This window comes from Melaminivora alkalimesophila (assembly GCF_000282995.1).
Lineage (GTDB): Bacteria > Pseudomonadota > Gammaproteobacteria > Burkholderiales > Burkholderiaceae_C > Melaminivora > Melaminivora alkalimesophila.
In genome coordinates this window covers 1-3,226 of record NZ_ALEE01000565.1, presented here as the reverse complement: position 1 = coordinate 3,226, position 3,226 = coordinate 1, and the positions used below count along the sequence as shown (strand labels likewise).

Here is a 3,226-nt window from a genome sequence, read left to right as displayed (position 1 = left end):
CGGGCGAAGCTCAGGCCGCCGGTGTTGCCGCCGTGGGTCCAGGCGCTGCCGGTACCGGTGTCGGAGTTGAAGCCGCTCTCCAGGTTGAAGCCAGCCTTCAGGCCACCGCCCAGGTCTTCCACACCGCGGAAGCCGAAGCGCGAGGAGTTGTTCTGCATCACGGTCTTGCTCTCGTCGCCCACCTTCTGGCGCTCGACGGTGGTGTTCACGCGGCCATACAGCGTGACGCTGCTTTGGGCGAAGACAGCGGAGGTACCCAGCAGGGCGACGGTGGCCAGCAGCAGGCGATTGACTTTTTGCATGTGGATTCCTTGTGAGATCGTGTGTCTATTGGGGATTCGGATGAGGCATCCGGCTTCTGAAACCACCACTGGCCCGCAGACGCCCTGGGCACCCAAGGGCAGGATTTTAGGTGGCGCGGCAGGGCAAACCGGTGCAGAAAGCAGGAGCTTCGAGGCTGCTGATGTTTTGCTGCAACAACTGCGCGCGAGACGATACGCCAAAGCCCTCTTGCGAGGGCTTTGGGGCAGCCGTTCAGGCGCGGCAGCGATTCAGCCAGCCATCAGGCATCGGCATAGATGTCCACATCCTTGGTTTCGGGCAGGAACAGCGTGCCGATCACAACCGTCATGCCGGCGATGACGATGGGGTACCACAGGCCGCTGTACATGTTGCCCGCCGAGGCCACCAGGGCGAACGAGGTGGTGGGCAGCAGGCCGCCGAACCAGCCGTTGCCGATGTGGTAGGGCAGGCTCATGGAGGTGTAGCGGATGCGCGTGGGGAACAGCTCCACCAGCATGGCGGCGATCGGGCCATAGACCATGGTCACCAGGATGACCAGGTAGGTCAGGATCGCCAGCATCATCAGCTTGTTCATCTTGGCCGGGTCGGCCTTGGTCGGGTAGCCGGCGAGCTTCAGGTCTTCGGCCATCTCCTTCTTGAAGGCGGCGATGGCCTTCACGCTTGCCTCGTCGAACTTGTGGTTGACCACGGTGCCGCTGGGTGCCGTAACGACCTTGTCGCCGATCTTCACCACGGCCTGAGAGCCAGGTGCGCCTGCGGCGTTGTCATAGCTCACCGAGTTCTGCACCAGGTAGCGCTTGGCGATGTCGCAGGAGCTCTTGAAGTCGATCTCGCGCGCCACGGGGTTGCCCTGGAACGAGCAGGTGGCGGGATCGGCGGTCACCACGACACCCGCTGTCGCCTGGGCCTTGGCCAGGTCGGGGTTGGCGGCTTCCGTCAGCATCTTGAAGGCCGGGAAGTAGGTCAGCACGGCCAGCACGCAACCCAGCATGATGATCGGCTTGCGGCCCACCTTGTCCGACAGCGAGCCGAACACCAGGAAGAAGGGCGTGCCGATCAGCAGCGCCGCGGCGATCATCAGGTTGGCCGTGACGGCGTCCACCTTGAGTTGCTGCATCAGGAAGAACAGCGCATAGAACTGGCCCGTGTACCACACCACGGCCTGGCCGGCGGTCAGGCCCACCAGCGCCAGGATCACGATCTTCAGGTTCTTCCATTCGCCGAACGACTCGGACAGCGGCGCCTTCGACGTCTTACCCTCGGCCTTCATCTTCTGGAAGGCCGGCGACTCGGACAGCGACAGGCGGATCCACACCGAGATGCCCAGCAGCAGGATGGACACCAGGAACGGAATGCGCCAGCCCCAGTCGTTGAACGCCGCCTCGCCCATGGCGGTGCGCGTGCCCAGGATGACCAGCAGCGACAGGAACAGGCCCAGCGTGGCCGTGGTCTGGATCCACGAGGTGTAGGCACCACGGCGGCCGTGCGGGGCGTGCTCGGCCACGTAGGTCGCAGCGCCACCATACTCGCCACCCAGCGCCAGGCCTTGCAGCATGCGCAGCACGATCAGGATGACCGGCGCGGCCATGCCGATGGAGGCGTAGGTGGGCAGGATGCCGACGATGAAGGTGGAGATGCCCATGATCAGGATGGTCACCAGGAAGGTGTACTTGCGCCCGATCATGTCGCCCAGGCGGCCGAACACCAGCGCGCCGAACGGGCGCACCAGGAAGCCGGCCGCGAAGGCCAGCAGCGCGAAGATGAACGCCGCGCCAGCATCCAGCCCGCTGAAGAACTGCTTGGCAATGATGGCCGCGAGCGAGCCGTAGAGGTAGAAGTCGTACCACTCGAACACGGTGCCGAGGGACGAGGCGAAGATGACTTTCTTTTCTTCCGGCGTCATCGGCCGGGGCGTGGCCCGGGCGGCCAGCGGGGCGGTGGTGGTTGCCATGGGTGCTGTCTCCTGCGTAGGGATGGATGTCGAGGCGGTTGCAAACCAGGCACGAGGAAGGTCGTTGGCTCGGCGCAGGACGCGCGGTGACGCCTCGCTGCGCAATATCGAAGTGCTGTCTGACCGAAAGCTGACAGGCCCGCCGGGCCGCTCGGGGCGGGCTCTTACGCAGTGCTGACAATTTCCGGAGCAACCCGGATTTGCCATTTCATGAGCCGAAAAATGGAACCCCTGCAGCGGTTCTGTCAATCGGCTGGGGCCCGCAAATTCGGGGTTAACCCTCAGAAAGCAAATCAGGGTTTGTCCTGGTTAGGACAAACCCTTGATTTGGCGCAAGACGGGTTCGGCAGGCAGACCGCGCAGCTGGCGGTGCTTGCGTCAGTACCCCGGCGCGAGCCCGGACGGCACCCGGGCGGCCGCATCCCAGGCTGGGCCTTGGAACCACGGATCTCCGGCGAGGCAGGCGCGCAGCATGGGCAGCGCGTCCAGTCCCCAGAACAGCCGGCCGTCCACCTCGAAGGCCGGCACGCCGAACACGCCCCGGGCCGCGGCCTCGTCGGTGTTGGCGCGCAGCAGGGCCTTGGCGCGCCCCTGCTGGCCGTCCGGGTCGGGCACTTGCTGCTGCGCCAGCTCCTGCGCGAGCCGCTCCAGGCGCACCGGATCGAGCGCATCCTGGCCGCCCAGCCAGACATGGCGCAGGATGGTTCCGGCGACGAAACGATTGATGCAGCCGTCCTCGCTGCAGCCCAGCGCCAGGCGCAGCAGCGGCAGCGGGGGGAAGGGATGGCGCGCCGGCATGTCGAGGCCGCAGCCCAGGGAGTGGCCCAGCCACGCCACGTGGCGGTAGGTCCAGTCGCGCTTCGGGGCGATCCCCGCCGGCCCGGGGTTGCCGTGTTGCTGGAGCAAGGCGCCCAGCAGCACGGGCCGGTAGCGCACGTGGTAGCTCAGCCCCTCCAGCGCCTGCGGCAGCCG

3 protein-coding genes are annotated in these 3,226 nt (G+C 66.2%); all 3 read right to left on the bottom strand.

Annotated features, from left to right (window positions below; genetic code table 11):
* Positions 1-302 (bottom strand): porin (locus A612_RS11075; protein ID WP_040436670.1); only part of this gene is annotated, 302 nt, incomplete at its 3' end.
* Between the two features lie 260 nt (positions 303-562).
* On the bottom strand, positions 563-2,254 hold the full coding sequence (locus tag A612_RS11070) for an MFS transporter (RefSeq protein ID WP_019374548.1): 1,692 nt from the start codon (positions 2,252-2,254) through the stop codon (positions 563-565).
* A gap of 378 nt (positions 2,255-2,632) precedes the next feature.
* Positions 2,633-3,226, bottom strand: a 594-nt coding sequence (locus tag A612_RS11065) for a DsbA family protein (protein ID WP_019374547.1), incomplete at its 5' end; no start/stop codon positions are given.

Excerpts from the sequence above, each read along its gene's own strand:
- A612_RS11070 (WP_019374548.1), bottom strand. The coding sequence starts at position 2,254 with ATGGCAACCACCACCGCCCCGCTGGCCGCCCGGGCCACGCCCCGGCCG.